The sequence below is a fragment of the Rhizobium favelukesii genome (assembly GCF_000577275.2).
Taxonomy (GTDB): Bacteria; Pseudomonadota; Alphaproteobacteria; order Rhizobiales; family Rhizobiaceae; genus Rhizobium; species Rhizobium favelukesii.
The window spans coordinates 1,831,233-1,845,823 of sequence record NZ_HG916852.1; the positions used below are offsets into that span (position 1 = coordinate 1,831,233).

Annotated in this window: 13 protein-coding genes, 1 tRNA gene and 2 pseudogenes; 9 read left to right on the forward strand and 7 right to left on the reverse strand. The window is 59.4% G+C overall.

Annotation, left to right across the window (positions count from 1 at the left end; genetic code table 11):
* Positions 1-4 precede the first annotated feature (4 nt).
* Complete coding sequence (locus LPU83_RS47610) at positions 5-1,042, forward strand: MBL fold metallo-hydrolase (protein ID WP_024317425.1); 1,038 nt, start codon at positions 5-7, stop codon at positions 1,040-1,042.
* A gap of 184 nt (positions 1,043-1,226) precedes the next feature.
* Here LPU83_RS47610 and LPU83_RS47615 read toward each other — a convergent pair whose 3' ends face one another.
* The 4 genes from LPU83_RS47615 to LPU83_RS47630 all read right to left on the reverse strand — a co-directional run bounded on the left by LPU83_RS47615 (position 1,227) and on the right by LPU83_RS47630 (position 6,165).
* Positions 1,227-1,820, reverse strand: coding sequence for a class I SAM-dependent methyltransferase (locus LPU83_RS47615; protein ID WP_024317424.1), 594 nt, complete (start codon positions 1,818-1,820; stop codon positions 1,227-1,229).
* Positions 1,821-1,919: 99 nt separating this feature from the next.
* Positions 1,920-3,353: a methylenetetrahydrofolate--tRNA-(uracil(54)-C(5))-methyltransferase (FADH(2)-oxidizing) TrmFO gene (gene trmFO / locus LPU83_RS47620; RefSeq protein ID WP_024317423.1), complete on the reverse strand. Its 1,434-nt coding sequence runs from the start codon at positions 3,351-3,353 to the stop codon at positions 1,920-1,922.
* Positions 3,354-3,429: 76 nt separating this feature from the next.
* On the reverse strand, positions 3,430-5,499 hold the full coding sequence (locus LPU83_RS47625; protein ID WP_037069560.1) for a 2Fe-2S iron-sulfur cluster-binding protein: 2,070 nt from the start codon (positions 5,497-5,499) through the stop codon (positions 3,430-3,432).
* A 48-nt stretch (positions 5,500-5,547) separates the two neighbouring features.
* Complete coding sequence (locus LPU83_RS47630) at positions 5,548-6,165, reverse strand: glutathione S-transferase (protein ID WP_024317421.1); 618 nt, start codon at positions 6,163-6,165, stop codon at positions 5,548-5,550.
* A 113-nt stretch (positions 6,166-6,278) separates the two neighbouring features.
* Here LPU83_RS47630 and LPU83_RS47635 point away from each other — a divergent pair, with 113 nt between their 5' ends.
* A complete protein-coding gene (locus LPU83_RS47635; protein ID WP_037069563.1) occupies positions 6,279-7,166 on the forward strand; it encodes a LysR family transcriptional regulator in 888 nt (295 codons plus the stop codon).
* Between the two features lie 40 nt (positions 7,167-7,206).
* Here the strand turns inward: LPU83_RS47635 and LPU83_RS47640 are convergent, their stop codons facing one another.
* The 3 genes from LPU83_RS47640 to LPU83_RS47650 all read right to left on the reverse strand — a co-directional run bounded on the left by LPU83_RS47640 (position 7,207) and on the right by LPU83_RS47650 (position 8,261).
* Positions 7,207-7,410 carry a hypothetical protein gene (locus tag LPU83_RS47640; protein ID WP_024319258.1) on the reverse strand — a complete coding sequence of 68 codons (204 nt, stop codon included), beginning with the start codon at positions 7,408-7,410 and terminating at the stop codon, positions 7,207-7,209.
* Positions 7,411-7,673: 263 nt separating this feature from the next.
* A complete protein-coding gene (locus tag LPU83_RS47645) occupies positions 7,674-7,817 on the reverse strand; it encodes a DUF1127 domain-containing protein (protein ID WP_065814346.1) in 144 nt (47 codons plus the stop codon).
* 297 nt (positions 7,818-8,114) lie between these two features.
* On the reverse strand, positions 8,115-8,261 hold the full coding sequence (locus LPU83_RS47650; RefSeq protein ID WP_003558908.1) for a DUF1127 domain-containing protein: 147 nt from the start codon (positions 8,259-8,261) through the stop codon (positions 8,115-8,117).
* 846 nt (positions 8,262-9,107) lie between these two features.
* Here LPU83_RS47650 and LPU83_RS74055 point away from each other — a divergent pair.
* The 7 genes and pseudogenes from LPU83_RS74055 to tig all read left to right on the forward strand — a co-directional run.
* Positions 9,108-9,248: pseudogene (locus LPU83_RS74055) on the forward strand (phage integrase N-terminal SAM-like domain-containing protein); the annotation flags it as partial.
* Between the two features lie 92 nt (positions 9,249-9,340).
* Positions 9,341-10,531, forward strand: coding sequence for a recombinase zinc beta ribbon domain-containing protein (locus LPU83_RS47660; RefSeq protein ID WP_162392070.1), 1,191 nt, complete (start codon positions 9,341-9,343; stop codon positions 10,529-10,531).
* A gap of 4 nt (positions 10,532-10,535) precedes the next feature.
* Positions 10,536-10,700 (forward strand): annotated as a pseudogene (locus LPU83_RS47665) (IS630 family transposase); the annotation flags it as partial.
* A 170-nt stretch (positions 10,701-10,870) separates the two neighbouring features.
* Entirely contained in the window at positions 10,871-11,974 is a 1,104-nt protein-coding gene (locus LPU83_RS47670) for a DUF2157 domain-containing protein (RefSeq protein WP_024313978.1), read from the forward strand.
* Positions 11,975-11,985: 11 nt separating this feature from the next.
* The gene (locus tag LPU83_RS47675) at positions 11,986-12,558 is read left to right on the forward strand and encodes a GDYXXLXY domain-containing protein (RefSeq protein WP_029709936.1); all 573 of its coding nucleotides are present in this window, start codon (positions 11,986-11,988) and stop codon (positions 12,556-12,558) included.
* Between the two features lie 154 nt (positions 12,559-12,712).
* Positions 12,713-12,797, forward strand: a tRNA-Leu gene (locus tag LPU83_RS47680).
* A gap of 188 nt (positions 12,798-12,985) precedes the next feature.
* Positions 12,986-14,467 (forward strand): trigger factor, encoded by a 1,482-nt coding sequence (gene tig, locus LPU83_RS47685; RefSeq protein WP_024313980.1) that lies wholly within the window; start codon positions 12,986-12,988, stop codon positions 14,465-14,467.
* Positions 14,468-14,591: the final 124 nt, after the last annotated feature.

The window sequence follows — 14,591 nt, forward strand, 5'->3', positions numbered from 1 at the left end:
AGGGATGATCTTCCGGCAGCTGTTCGATCCAGTATCGAGTACTTATTCCTATTTGCTGGCAAGCCGGAAGGGCGGCGAGGCGCTGATCATCGATCCGGTGTTGGAAAGGGTCGATCGCTACCTCCAACTCATCCATGAACTCGACCTGAAGCTGGTCAAGGCCGTAGACACGCATCTCCACGCCGATCACATCACAGGACTTGGCGCTCTGCGCGACAAAACCCATTGCATCACAGTGATGGGGGAGCAGACAAAAGCCGATGTCGTCTCGATGCGGCTTTGCGACAACGACAAGCTGACCATCGAGGGGCTTTCCCTGGACGTGATCTATACGCCAGGCCACACGGACGATTCCTACAGTTTCGTGCTGCCCGACCGCGTGTTCACCGGCGACACGCTGCTCATCCGCGGCACCGGCCGGACCGATTTTCAGAACGGTGACCCGAGAGCACAGTTCGAGTCGATATTCGGTCGGCTTCTAAAGCTTCCGGATTCAACGCTGGTTTTCCCGGCGCACGATTACAAGGGGGATACGGTCTCTACCATTGGCGAGGAGAGGGCCTTTAACCCGCGCCTGCAGGTGACGTCTGCCGATGAATATGCCGACCTGATGAACAATCTGAAGCTCTCGAATCCGAAGATGATGGATGTTGCCGTCCCCGCCAACATGAACGTCGGGATGAACCAGGCTAACGTCATGCGCCACGGCTGGGCACTGACGGCGCAACAGGCACTGAGTGTCGTCGGCCTCGGCGATGTCGCTTTGATCGATCTGCGCGAGAACGCCGAGCGGCAGCGAAACGGTACGATTCCGGGATCGCTGCACGTGCCGTATCCCTCGCTCGAGGAAAGCATAGGCGCGGGCGGAATGCTGCATGAACTGGCAAGCTCAACCCGCAAGAGGCTTCTCTTCTATTGCGCGTTCGGTGAGCGATCGGCAATGGCCGTGCAGGCAGCGCACGATGCCGGCCTTCCCCTGGCCTTTCACATTGAAGGCGGCATCGACGCCTGGAAGAAGGCGGAAGGACCGATCGGGCATTAGCGGGCAGCCTAGGTGAGCCATGCAATGGTGAAGCGGCGATCAATTCTGACCTGTCCCATCTGCTACCGATCGGCAGAGACGATGCCGTTAATGCCTGCGTTTGGTTCCACGAATGCCGAGGCTGCGGCGCGACGCTCAACGGTTCGCTGTCCACCGGTTCAGGCCGGGAACCCTCGCCGTATTGTCACGCGACTTGAAACACAGCCGCGTAGTGGTAGGGCGGGAGATCGACGATCCGCAGCATGGTAAGGCCGGCCGGCTCAACAACGGTGCGGACGGCTTCGATTGGCATGCGCGTCTCGGTTCGCGGTCCGCGCGGCTGACCAAGCACAACCGTTTCTTCCCGCGGCCGCGGATGCCAATTCACGATGCAGAATAACCCATCTGGCCGCAGAGCTGCCCGGACGGAACGCGCAAGGCCAGTCTGGTCAGGAACGCCGTGGAATGTGTTGGCGATCAGGACATAATCGACCGGCTCATCCAGGCGTTCGGCCAGGGAGGTGGCGTCCGCGCAGATCCACAGGCGAACGGACGCGTGCCTTCGTTCAACTTCGGCCTTCGCCAACTCGATCATATCAGGGTCAAGATCAAGCGCCGCAAGGCGTCCGTCGACCAACTCAGCGAGCGGGCCGGTGAAGTAGCCGTCGCCGCAGCAAAGGTCGAGCACGCTCATGCCGTGCCGAATGCCGACCTGCTGAAGCAGCCCTTCCGGATCGGGCCAGAGCGCGGACCACCAGTCCCGGTCCGGCATGGATGTGCCTTGAAACAATGCTGCCATCAGCGCACTCTTTTCGAGGACGTTACGCCGCACAACATCTTCGATTCTGACAACCGCCGACCGATGGCAGCATCGAGAATACTGATACGCGCGGCCCGATCATGCACTCTGCGCGAGTTTAATGTCGAGCCCAAGCCAGTTCGCACAATCAGCAAGGGCGCGCCTCGCGATAAGCTGCCGCTTCATGATGGTCTTATCCTTGCCGCGGAAGCGCTTCACGCCCTCGGGCTTGACGATCGAACCGGGCTCGAGTTCGGGGAAAAGGCCGAAGTTGATGTTCATCGGCTGAAACGACCGCTTGCCAGGCTCCTCGTCATTGACGATGTGACCGCCTGTGATGTGGGCGAGCAGTGAGCCCAGCGCCGTGGTTGCGGGCGGCAGCGATACCGTTTCTCCCTTCCGCTCGGCAGCGGCAAACCGGCCTGCCATAAGCCCGACACTGGCGCTTTCGACGTAGCCTTCACAGCCGGTGATTTGTCCGGCAAAGCGCAGGCCCGGGCGTGACTTGAGCGTCAGAGACGGGTCGAGCAGCGTCGGTGAATTGATGTACGTATTGCGGTGAAGGCCGCCGAGGCGGGCGAATTCGGCATTTTGAAGTCCCGGAATCATGCGAAAGATCTCTGCCTGGGCGCCGTATTTCAGCTTCGTCTGGAAGCCGACCATGTTGTAGAGCGTACCGAGCGCATTGTCCTGCCGCAACTGCACGACAGCGTAGGCCTTAACCGCCGGGTTGTGCGCATTGGTCAGGCCCATCGGCTTCATGGGGCCGTGACGCAGCGTTTCGCGACCGCGCTCTGCCATCACCTCGATCGGAAGGCAGCCATCGAAGTAGGGTGTCCCTTCCCATTCCTTGAACCCGACCGTATCACCGGCAATCAGGGCATCCACGAAGGCATTGTACTGCTCTTCGGTCATCGGACAGTTGATATAGTCCTTGCCGGTGCCGCCCGGGCCGACCTTGTCGTAGCGAGACTGGTACCAACAGGTATCCATGTCGATGCTGTCGCGATGAACGATCGGCGCAATCGCATCGAAGAAGGCCAGCGCATCCGCCCCCGTCTCGGCCTGGATGGCGCTCGCAAGGGAAGGCGCAGTCAGGGGGCCGGTCGCAACGATTGCAAGATCCCATTCCTTCGGCGGCAGACCGGTCACTTCTTCACGAACGACTGTGATCAACGGATGCCCGTGGATCGTCTTGGTGACGGCTTCGGAAAATCCGTCGCGGTCGACAGCCAATGCGCCGCCGGCCGGGACCTGGTGCTTGTCCGCACAGGCCATGATCAGCGATCCCGCCAAGCGCATCTCGGCATGGATGACGCCGACCGCGTTGCTGGTCGCGTCATCGGACCGGAAGGAATTGGAGCAAACGAGCTCGGCCAGATCGTCGGTCTTGTGAGCGTCGGTGCCTCGCACGCCACGCATCTCGTGCAGGATCACGGGCACGCCGGCGTTTGCGATCTGCCAGGCCGCCTCTGAGCCAGCGAGCCCGCCGCCGACCACGTGGATGGGAGAATGGGAAGAGGTTTTGTTCATGCGCGGCTGATTACCACGCTGGAGCGGCACAGGAAACCGAAGAATTGACGACCGTTCGATGCACGCGCCGACGCTCTTAGATATCCAGTTCCAGCCGAGCGCCTGTGTCGCTCGCTGCCGGCACGGCGCAGCAGATCAGAGCTTCCTCATCGGCGGCGTCGGCGGTCGGCTCCTTGAGATAGGCGACAGCGCCGGAGAAGATCTTCGTCCTGCAGCTCCCGCAATTACCGAGGCGACAGTTGAAATCAGGCGCCAAGCCATATGTTTCGGTAAGCTCCAGCAAAGTGCCTGATCCTGGCTCCCAGCGCGCTTCCTTGCCTGAGCGCATGAAATACACTGGCTGCGGTTCGCCAGCGGCGGCGCGCGCTGTCGGCCGCTTGGCTTCATCGCCCGATCGCTGGATAGACGCCGATCCAAACGCTTCGGCGTGGATGCGGTTATCGGCAATATTCAACCCACGCAGGCCGTCGTGCACGGACTGCATGAAGCCTGCTGGACCGCACAGATAAAAATCATAGTCGTTGAACGGCAATACTGTGCTCAGCAGGTTCATGTCGACGCGCCCCTGCTGTTCGTAGTCTTCGCCAGCGACGGTATCGGAGGTATCGCTGAGCAGGCGGACCAGCCTGACGACGCCACCGGATGCCGCGGCGAGTGCCTGCAGCTCGGTATCGAATGCGCGCTCCGACTTGCTATGTGCGGAGTAGACCAGCCACGTCGGTCGTATCCGGCGGGTGCGCAGGCCTTCGTAGACGACATGCCGGAGCATGGCGAGCAATGGCGTTATTCCAATGCCGGCGGCCAGCAGAACGGCAGGACGTCTCTCTGTGGCGTTGATCGTGAACGCGCCGACAGGGGCGCGGGCCTCGATGATGTCACCTTCTCGGATGGCGTCGTGAAGACGCGTCGAGACAAGTCCCTCGCGCTTGACGCTGATGCGATACGGACCATCGGAGGGCGCCGAGGAGATCGTATAGGTGCGCACGGCGGGTACCTGCGATCCCTCCACATTGATGCGGACAGGCAGATGCTGCCCGGAGACATAGGGAATGATCCCGCCTGCATCTGTCGGTTCGAGATAGAACGAGCGCACGCTCGCGCTCTCCTGGACGATCCGGGCGACGCGGAAGGGCCGCCAGCTCTTGGCGATGGCTGTCGCGCGAAGCCGCGCGGCGGCCTCATTCCAGCTGCCGGTCATCAGAGAATTGGGAGATGGACCATCGGTCCGCGAACGCCAGCGAAGCGGCGACGCTTCTTGTCTGTGGACGATCTGCGTCGGGCGAAAGCGCCACAGTCGCTCAGCACCCTGGAAGGCTGCTATCTCCGGCGATTCCAGGATGACCTGCGCGTCGCCCGTCAATTGCAGCAGATCGCCGTTCTCGAAATCCGCAAAGACCAACCCCGCCCGCGGATTGGCGAGGATGTTGCCGAGCGTGTTGAAGAAGAGATTGCCGGCAAAGTCCGGGATCGTCAGAACGCCGTCCTCGCCGATCCGTACGAAACCCGGCCTGCCGCCACGATGCGAAACATCGATCTGGCGCTCGCCATCCTCGCGATCGACGTAGGAGGCGACAAAAAACGTATCGGCCTTAGCAATCATTTCGGCGGGACGCCCATCAAGGCTGTTGAAATGGACAGGGTCGTACCCTGAGCGCTCCATCGGGTCCCGCACGAAGTCGAAATCGCGCAGCTGGATATATTGCGGGCAGTTTCCGTAGGATTGTCCCACGCGCACATCGAAGCCGTCCTGCTCCGTTCTATGGACGGTACCATTCAGGCGGTTGCGGCGGCGCGTGTGGAGTTCGATGCCAAGCATAGCGATGGCCTTGCCGTCGTCGATTCCCGCGTCGGCCGGATCAAGGTGTTCACGCGGAAGGGCGACGCTCAGCATATGGATGTCCGGGCTCTCAAGGAAACCCGGACGATTGGCACGTAGCGTTGCCCATGCATTGCCGTCCGCATCTACCGTTCCCAGGACGATGAAGGGCAACTGCGCATAGAACTGGCGGTGCTGATCGATCAGGTGATCTCGCAGCACGCGCCGGCCCACCTCGTCCATTCGCTTGGCGACGCCGACCTTTTCGTGCAGTGCGATCTCCCCGGCGTGCCAAGGAGAGGACTTGGTGCTTTGTGCCTCGATAGGCATAGCGGGCTCCCTATTGGAGTGTGGTCGGCCGCAGCGCAATGGAACGCCTCAAGCCGCCTCGACAATGCCGACTGGCGATTTCTGGAATGGTTGAAAGCCGGGCAGGGCTTCTATCCGCTCAAGCCATGCCGTCACATTGCGGTAGGCGGACCGGTCGACATTTCCTTCCGGTGCGCGGGCGATGTAGCTGTAAAGGGCGACATCGGCGATGGTCGACCTGTTCGCGGCGATCCACTCGCGATCAACCAGGCGGTCATCGATCAGTTGGAGGATTCGATGCGCTCTCGCGATCACGTCCTCGGAGTCGAACTTCGCTCCGAACAAGGTCACAAGCCTTGCCGCACACGGGCCATAGGCGATCTCGCCGGCAGCGACCGATAGCCAGCGCTGGACCGCCGCTGCAGCTGCCGGTTCCTCCGGGAGCCATCCCTCGGGCGCGTACTTCTTGGCGAGGTAGACGAGGATGGCGTTGGAATCGCTGATGATGACGCCTCCATCTTCCAGCACAGGCAACTGCCCGAACGGATTGAGGGCAAGGAAGCTGGCGCTTTTGTGCTCCCTGGCAGCAAGATCGACCTCTACGACATCGACGTCGACGCCAATAAGCGACAGGAAGAGGCGGGCGCGATGCGAATGGCCCGAGAGAGGATGCGAGTAAAGCTTCATCGGTCTAGTCTCCGTGTTGAGGTGACCAGACAATAATTGTTTCCGCCCGCGTGCTGAATTGCGATATCATGAAAAGAAACTATTTCATTTAGCGGAATATTACGGGTGAGCAGATGGATCGGCTTCAATGCATGAGGGTTCTGGTCAAGGTCGCCGAGACGGCGAGCTTTGCGCAGGCAGCGCGCCAGCTTCACATGAGCCCGCCGGCGGTCACACGCGCGATCGCTTTTCTGGAGGAAGCCACAGGGGCGCGGCTCTTCGTCCGCTCCACGCGCTCAGTAAAGCTGACGCCGTCGGGCAGCCGATATGCCGATGACTGCAGAAGGATCCTCAGTGATATCGACGAGGCGGAAGCCTCGGCTGGCGGATCTCATTCAACTCCATCGGGAACGCTAACCATCACGGCGCCGGTTCTATTCGGTCAGATCTATATCGTCCCGATTATGACGGACTTTCTCAGCATGCACCCGGCCGTCACCGGGCGCGTCCTTCTCTTCGATCGGATGGTCAATCTTGTGGAGGAGGGCATCGACGTGGCAATCCGCATCGGCCACCTGCAGGACTCGGATCAGCAGGCGATAAAGGTCGGCAGCGTGCGCCGCGTCGTGTGTGGAGCGCCGGCCTACTTCGAGCGTCACGGCGAACCGGCAACGCCAGCCGACCTGGCCCAACACGTCACGATCGTCAACACGGGCTCATCGGCGCCATTGGACTGGCACTTCTCGCCCAACCATACGCCCGTCAAGCTTCATCCGCGCATGTACTGCAACACTGTCGATGCATCGATTGCAGCGGCGGTGACTGGATGGGGCCTGTCACGGACCCTGTCCTATCAGGTGGCGGAGCATCTTGCCGCCGGTCGGCTGAGAATAGTGCTCGAGGATTATGAGGAAGAGCCACTGCCAATCCACGTCGTTCATGTGGAGGGCAGGCATGTCTCGGCCAAGACGCGCGCCTTCGTTGATGTCGCGGTTCAGAAGATAAAGACGCTCAGACTGTAACTGCCGGGATCCGATGCCACATTGGTGACATCCACGAAGTTCAAGCCATTGTCCTAGCGGAGGCTTCGTATCGTTTGGACATGAAGCTTATTCGATCGAGATTGTTCAGGATATCGACCATGTCGCATGCTTCGCGCCACGTCATCCGAGCCATCTGCACGTCGTTCAGTTCGGCCGGCTGCTGTGTCGTGGCGTCGACGACGGTCCACAAACCGTCCTCCATGCGAAGATTATATCGGCACATCACGCATGTCTCCCTTAGGCAACGGCGGGATACTTTCACAATGGTTAATATTAGTCCACCCTAAAAGAAAGGCCGAAATCACGGTATCAACAGGCAACCAAGATCGTACCTTGCCGCCGTGCCGCGTTCGCATCGTGCAGCGATTCGGGCCTAGGGATTTGGTTGCGCTTGTCTCGCGTTAACGGGGTGTCGCTCATCGCGAAAGGCCCGGAATCAAAAACGGCGCCCGAGGCGCCGTCTTGGAAGCTTCACGCTCGCCGCTATTAGCGGAACGAGCGGGAAGCGATGTTGCGAATGTCGTAGCGGCTAACGCCAATGTCGGCGAGCGTCTGGTTGGAGAGGTTACCAAGTTCGCTGAGCGTGCGGCGGTAGCTAATCCAGCTCTTTGCAATGCGGATCGGGTTCATGTTCGTCTTCCTCAGAATGATCGTCGAGGGCGGCGCCATCGCCGCCTCGTCGTTGACATTCATATAGGCGTTTCCTGTCGTATTGTGCAGTGCAAAGAAAAGGCATCTGCTATGCAATTGTGCATGCGATGCTCATTCCGGATGCAGTGATTACTCTCTGTGCGCGACAAGAAGGGAGGTCAAAACGACCGCAACCATTGCGGAAGCTGTGAGCCAGATAAAAGAAAACGCCCGTTGCCAAGGGCAGCGGGCGTTTTATCAAGGCGATCTGCTTGGGAGGATAGCGGACCGCTTGGATTAGCGGGCAGAAGCCTCGCGAGCAACGCGATGGATGTCAGAGCGGTCGATGCCGAGGTCGTGCAATTCGCGGTTGGTCATGCGGCCGAGCTCGGTAACGGTCTGACGGTACTTGCGCCAGTTGTTGAAAGAGCGTGAGAAGTTCATTTTAATCCCCTTTCGTAGGGCTTGTGATTTGCCAGCTGCCGCCGATCGGCGCTGACCTCTATTTGATGAGCAGAATATATGTTGCACTGCGAAGTCGCGCCAGACACAAGATTTCAGACCACCTATGCGTTGGATGCAGATCTCACGCCGCTATTTACGCAATGAAGCCGGAATTTGGTCAATCATTAGGCAGAATGGTTTGCCGCCGATCGGCTGGTGCCGGCCTTTTTGCCTCCAGCGACCAATCGACGACGGCCGGTATATGCGGTTGCCTCCCTCAAGGAGGACTCCCGCAGGTTTGGGGCTGTCGGCAGTGGCTGCGAACCGTTGCTGCATCCGGTCACTGCCACCAGGCCATCGGTCGGGCGCTGCATGCGGGGAGAGGCATCGGCGCTGCTGCCTTGAAGGCACTGGAAAACCAGACATGTGATATTTTCGGGTATGGAAAACCAAACGCCCACCGGGGGAGGATCCGGTGGGCGTCATGAGGGTGACTGACAACTGGGAGGAGGAGTGTTGTCAGTCCATCGGAGGGCGCTGGGAGGAGGAGTGCGCTTCTCCGAATTTTGTTACGAAGATCATCTTCGCAGGCTTCCCGAAAAGCGGGGCAGGGGCGCCATCCCCTGTCTTATGTCAAACATATAGGACGCCTGATCGAGATATTGCAGTGCAATATACTCATGTTGCCCATGCGCCGAGTGCATGGCTAGAGCGTTTCCGCATTTTTCTGAATCGGGTCAGATTGAACTAAGCCGCTACCGCGGCAATTGCGGCGGGCTTTGAGAAGAGCCTCCTGGCTGAGAGGATGAGGGTGTTGCAAACCCACCCTTCAGACAGGAGGTCCAGATGGCCGAGATAAGCCCTCTTCGCCGCCGGATGATCGAGGACATGACGGTCCGCAATCTGTCTCCGGCCACCCAACGATCCTATATCAATGCCGTCCAGAAGTTCAGCCGCCATTTCGGCCACTCGCCGGATCGGCTTGGGGCCTATGTCTACGGGCGCAGTCGCAGCGACGGCCGCCTACGGTTGCCCGGAAAGCCTCACAGTGGCCGGCGCATTATTGGCGATCGGCAAAAGTGGATGGTACTGCACCAAAATGCTCTTCCAGCCTATACATTGACTGGAAAACCTACGAGCGAAATCAGGACCAGATGGCGAAAAACCGTGCCCGATATCCAGGCGTCCCAAGAGGTGGTGCGGCGCTGCTCAGCGGACTTGTCTCTTGCGGTGTGTGTGGTCGTAAAATGGTTACGGGCTACAATGACGATGGCCGGGAAGCACGTTACAGCTGCAGCTGGGAGGCGACCACTTATGGAGGTCGTCATTGCCAATCGATCAGTGCTCGTCCCGTGGATGCCCGCGTTAGCGCGCTGGTGCTCGAAGCTATATCGCCATCCGCGATCGAAGTCAGCCTTCAGGTTGCCGAGGATATTGAACTCGAACGACAACAGATACACGATGGATGGAAGCAACGCCTGGAGCGGGCGGACTATGAGATCGCACTCGCCCGCCGGCGATATGAGGCCGTCGACCCTGATAACCGGCTGGTAGCGCGGACCCTGGAAAAGGACTGGGAGGCTGCCCTGGCGAGGGGGCAAACTCTCGCCGATGACCACCAGCGGACATTGTCGCAACAACCCGAGCGGTTAACGGAGGAGGACAAGAAGATTATCCGTTGTCTGGCAGAAGATGTGCCCTCTCTCTGGAAAGCGACGTCCACCACTGCACGAGACCGACAGACTATCGTCCGCATAATGCTAGATCGCGTCGTCATCCAGGTGTTCGGTGAAACTGAACGCGCCGAGATAAAATGCCACTGGGCGGGCGGGATCATAACAACGCACCCCATAATCCGAACCGTGAGGCGATTTGAACAGCTTGAACATCATGACGAGATTTTAGCCCGGATCACGGCGTTGCGTAACCAGGGTGCAACGGCTCAACAGATCGCTGACGATCTTAACGCTCAGGGCTGGTCACCTGCCAAGAAATCCAGGTTCGATGCGCTGATAGTGCAGAAGCTCCTCGTGCGAAATGGCCTTGGGAAAAAGCGGCCGATCTGGTCGGGTCACATCCCGCGTCGCAATGAGGATGAAGTGACGTTGCAAGAACTTTCCGAAAAGCTCGGCATTCATCGACAGACGGCTTACGGGTGGCTCAGGCGCGGAAAGCTCAAAGGGCGTATCGTTGAAGTAGGAACTCAACGTATCTGGCTTGTCAGCCTATCGCATGCCTCAACAGGAACCCGCACTGGAGAGTCATCATGACAAAGCGATTGAGCAGGCCTTTTCGAAGATCAAACACTGGATGCGGCACGCGCAGCGCCGAACAATTGACGAAACCTGGCGGCACATCGGCAGGCTAGTCGAAACAATCCAGCCCGACGAATGCGCCAACTATCTCGAAAACGCGGGCTATGCTTCTGTCAAAACATGAAATGCTCTAATGAGGAGGCGCTATACATTCGCGATTTGACGTTGTTGATCGGTTAATGAGCACTCCCAAATTCGCCCAGGGAGAATTCGTATGGGAATATTTCCCTCGCGCTAATCAGTGGCTATAAAGCAAAGAGGAAGCGCGTCATCGCGCGTTTGTCGGAGTAGCGCATGTACCGCGGTCGATTGGAGCGAGATCTTTCCGTTTGGGTGGAAAAGGGGCTTTTGCCGGAGGCGACCGCAGGAGCGCTGCTGAGTGAGTATGATGCACGCCCGGCAAGCTTCAGCCTCGGCAGCGTGCTGACGATCCTTGCGGCAATCTTACTTGGGGCGGCGATCCTGCTGGTCGTCGCTTCGAACTGGGAAGCCATTCCACGCCTTGTGCGCGTCGCCGTCATTCTTGTCATCATCTGGGCCGTGCATCTCGGTGCGGCGGTTATGCTGAGGCGCGGTGCGACGGCGGCTGCGGGCGGGCTGCTGGTGATCGGTACCTTGTCTTTTGGCGGAGCGATTTCGCTGGTCGGGCAGATGTATCATCTGTCGGGAGACGAGCTGACGGTGATGTATCTCTGGTTTGCCATGGCTGTGATTTCGGCGGTGCTGTTCGGCTCCGGCGTCGTCGCCGCGGTGGCGGGCTTTCTGTCCTGGGGCAGCTTTGCCGCCTATCTCGATACCTACGACACGCGCTGGGTCGGCCTCGATCCTTGGGTCGTGCCGCTCATGGCGGCAGTGGTCATTGGTCTCGTGCGCTTCACCGGCGCTGATCGTGTCCGTCATCTGGCATATCTGCTGCTCGTCGGCTGGCTCACCTGGCTCTACGCGGTGAACGAGAATTTCTGGCTCGCGCTCGTCTATGCCATTGCTGGCATGTTGGCTTTCGTGCTTGTCAGTCTGCCGCCGCCGCGCCTTTCCACGCTCATCAGAAGTGCCGGTTCCGCTCCTGCCTTCTACACCTTCCTCGTCGCCGTGATTGGCCTGTTCTTCCTGCATGTTGAACTCGAGCATGGCTGGCAGTTCGTAACATTGGCGCTCGTGACGCTGGGGGCCGCGGTCCTTGCGATTGCGCTCCAAGGCCGGAACAATGGCGCGGTGCGCTATTTGGCTTACACGGCGTTTGCCATTGAGATGCTCTACCTTGCATCGGTGACCGTCGGGTCGATTCTTGGCACATCGAGCCTCTTTTTGTTCTCGGGGCTTTTCGTTGCAGCCGTTGCGTGGATCGTCATTCGCCTCAAGCGCCGATTTGCCATTAGAACCCCGGAGGCAAGCCTGTGAGCATTTTTTCAATGCAAGGCTCAGGGCGCCGCTACATTGTCGCTGCAATCATCGTTGCTGCCCTGCAGACCGCCGTTCTTGGCTATGTGATTGAAAGTCGCGCATCGATCCTGCGAAGTGGCGCCGACGCACTCCTAAAAACTGCCCCCGTTGATCCGCGCGACTTTCTCCGGGGCGACTACGTCGTGTTGAACTACGAGATATCCTCGGTCCCGGTCGCGTCGATTATGGGTGGTGTGCCGCAGGATCAGGGCAAGAAGAGCCTTTGGGTGCGGTTGAAGGCTGGTGACGGCGGCTTCTGGGACATTGTCGAATCATCGTTCGAACGTCTGCCGGAGCAGCCGGGCACCGTGGTTCTCCACAGCAGACCTTTCTATAGTTATGGTGCCAATTCCGCCGACCATATCCGCATCGAGTACGGCATCGAACGCTACTACGTTCCGGAAGGCCAGGGCATGGCTTTGGAGAAGGCCCGCCAGGACGGTGACGTCTCTGTTGCCATTCGCGTCGCTACCGATGGGACGCCGCAGATACGCAGCCTGCTCGTGGACGGCAAGCCTGCTTACGACGAGCCTCTTTATTGAGCAGAGGCCGAATGGTGTGGAAGCCCGCCACTGCGGGCGAAATCACTGTCATTTGCCCTTCATTTTTCCTTTGCCTCTACCAAATCGGGTGTTATAGAGACGCCGCGCTCCGGAAGGCCTCATGTGCAGGCATATGCATGCGGTTTTTGAGAACGCGGGTATGGTGAAATTGGTAGACACGCCAGATTTAGGTTCTGGTGCCGCAAGGCGTGGGAGTTCAAGTCTCTCTACCCGCACCAAAAGCTGGCTTGCAGGCGGGGGGATCGGAAAACGGTGTCCCTCGATTACCCGGAAGCAAAGCGCCGTTCCGCCAGGGGCGGAATGAATAAGAATTGAGAACAAGCCACGCTCGGCAATTTCCCGGCGTCGTGCTCATCGAAACGAACGGCGTCTGGGCACGGCCGCCACGAAATGAAGGTAGGAAGACATGCAGGTTATCGAAACGCTCGCTGAAGGGCTGAAGCGCGAAATCAAGGTCGTAATCCCGGCCAAGGACATGGAAGTCAAGATGAATGAGCGTCTTGCCGACGTGAAGGACAAGGTCCGCATCAACGGCTTCCGTCCGGGCAAGGTTCCGGCCGCTCACCTCAAGAAGGTTTACGGCAAGTCCATCATGGCCGACCTCGTCAACGAGATTGTCCGCGAGCAGCCGACCGCCATCCTCGCAGAGCGCGGCGAAAAGTCCGCGACGCAGCCGGAAATCGCGATGACGGAAGACAAGGACGAGGCAGAGCAGATCCTCGCCGCTCAGAAGGATTTCGAGTTCACGCTCTCCTACGAGGTTCTGCCGCCGATCGAGCTGAAGTCCAGCAAGGGCATCAAGATCACCCGCGAAGTCGTCGACATCTCGGAAGACGAAGTCAACGAGCAGGTTCTGAAGGTCGCTGAAAGCGCCCGTTCCTACGAGACCAAGAAGGGCAAGGCCGCCAACGGCGACCGCATCACGATGGACTACGTCGGCAAGGTCGACGGCGTTGCCTTCGATGGCGGCACCGACCAGGGCGCAGAACTCGTTCTCGGCTCCGGCCGCTTCATCCCTGGCTTCGAAGACCAGTTGGTCGGCGCCAAGGCTGGTGACGAAAAGACCATCACCGTCACGTTCCCGGCCGACTACCCGGCCAAGAACCTGGCTGGCCAGGAAGCCACCTTCGACGTCACCGTCAAGGACGTTGCTGCTCCGGCCGAGGTTGAAATCAACGACGAGTTGGCGAAGAAGCTCGGTCTTGAATCGGCTGACCGTCTGAAGGAAATCGTCCGCGGTCAGATCGAGTCGCAGTACGGCTCGATGACCCGCCAGAAGGTCAAGCGTCAGATCCTCGACCAGCTCGACGAAATGTACAAGTTCGATACCCCGGCTTCGCTCGTCGATGCCGAGTACAACGGCATCTGGAACCAGGTCGCCAACGATCTCGCCCAGTCCGGCAAGACCTTCGAAGACGAAGACACGACGGAAGAGGAAGCTCGCGAAGAATACAAGAAGCTCGCTGAGCGTCGCGTTCGCCTCGGCCTCGTTCTCTCCGAAATCGGCGAAAAGGCCGGTGTTGAAGTGAGTGAAGACGAAATGCAGCGCGCCATCTACGAGCAGCTGCGTCAGTATCCGGGCCAGGAAAAGCAGATCCTTGACTTTTTCCGCAGCCAGCCGGGTGCGGCCGCCTCGATCCGCGCTCCGATCTTCGAAGAAAAGGTCATCGACCATTTGCTGACCGAGATCGACGTCACGGACAAGAAGGTGACCAAGGAAGAGCTGCTCGCCGACGAAGAGGGCGAAGCTTCTGACAAGGAAGCCAAGAAGGCCGCTCCGAAGAAGAAGGCTGCTGCCAAGGCAGAAGCCACTGAAGGCGAAGAAGCTGCCGCTCCGAAGAAGAAGGCCGCTCCGAAGAAGAAGGCTTCCGAGGACAGCGCCGAGTAATCTTCGGTTTGCCGAATTCATGAAAGCTCCGCCTCGTGCGGGGCTTAATACATTGCGAGGCCGGAACATTGTTATGATGTTACGGCCTCGTTTGTCATTGAGGTGGTTGCGACACCGCGATGAC